The 792-nt window shown below is 58.8% G+C and carries 1 other annotated feature (cut by both window edges).

The features are described from left to right. Positions 1–792 (bottom strand) — a sequence feature (most likely nonfunctional fraction of RNA operon) (it extends past both window edges: 1,128 nt to the left, 2,264 nt to the right).

The raw sequence follows: 792 nt of genomic DNA, 5'->3' as shown, positions 1-792 counted from the left end.
AGCTAACCGGTCCCCTTAACGTTCCAGCACCGGGCAGGCGTCAGTCCGTATACATCGCCTTACGGCTTCGCACGGACCTGTGTTTTTAGTAAACAGTCGCTTCTCGCTGGTCTCTGCGGCCACCCCCAGCTCGGGGCGCGAAGCCCGTCACCGGAAATGGCCCCCCTTCTCCCGAAGTTACGGGGGCATTTTGCCGAGTTCCTTAACCATAGTTCACCCGAACGCCTCGGTATTCTCTACCTGACCACCTGAGTCGGTTTGGGGTACGGGCCGCCATGAAACTCGCTAGAGGCTTTTCTCGACAGCATAGGATCATCCACTTCACCACAATCGGCTCGGCATCAGGTCTCAGCCTTGATGTGCGACGGATTTACCTACCGCACGGCCTACACCCTTACCCCGGGACAACCACCGCCCGGGATGGACTACCTTCCTGCGTCACCCCATCACTCACCTACTACCAGCTCGGGTCACCGGCTCCACCACTCCCCCTCACTCCGAAGAGATCAGGGGCGGCTTCACGGGCTTAGCATCACTGGATTCGATGTTTGGCGCTTCAAAGCGGGTACCGGAATATCAACCGGTTATCCATCGACTACGCCTGTCGGCCTCGCCTTAGGTCCCGACTTACCCTGGGCAGATCAGCTTGACCCAGGAACCCTTGGTCAATCGGCGCAAACGTTTCTCACGTTTGTATCGCTACTCATGCCTGCATTCTCACTCGTGAACCGTCCACAACTCGCTTCCGCGGCTGCTTCACCCGGCACACGACGCTCCCCTACCCATCACAGC

Origin of the sequence: Streptomyces chilikensis (assembly GCF_001642695.1) — a bacterium.
In the GTDB taxonomy this organism is placed as follows: Bacteria; Actinomycetota; Actinomycetes; order Streptomycetales; family Streptomycetaceae; genus Streptomyces; species Streptomyces chilikensis.
This window is presented reverse-complemented; position numbering and strand designations above follow the sequence as displayed.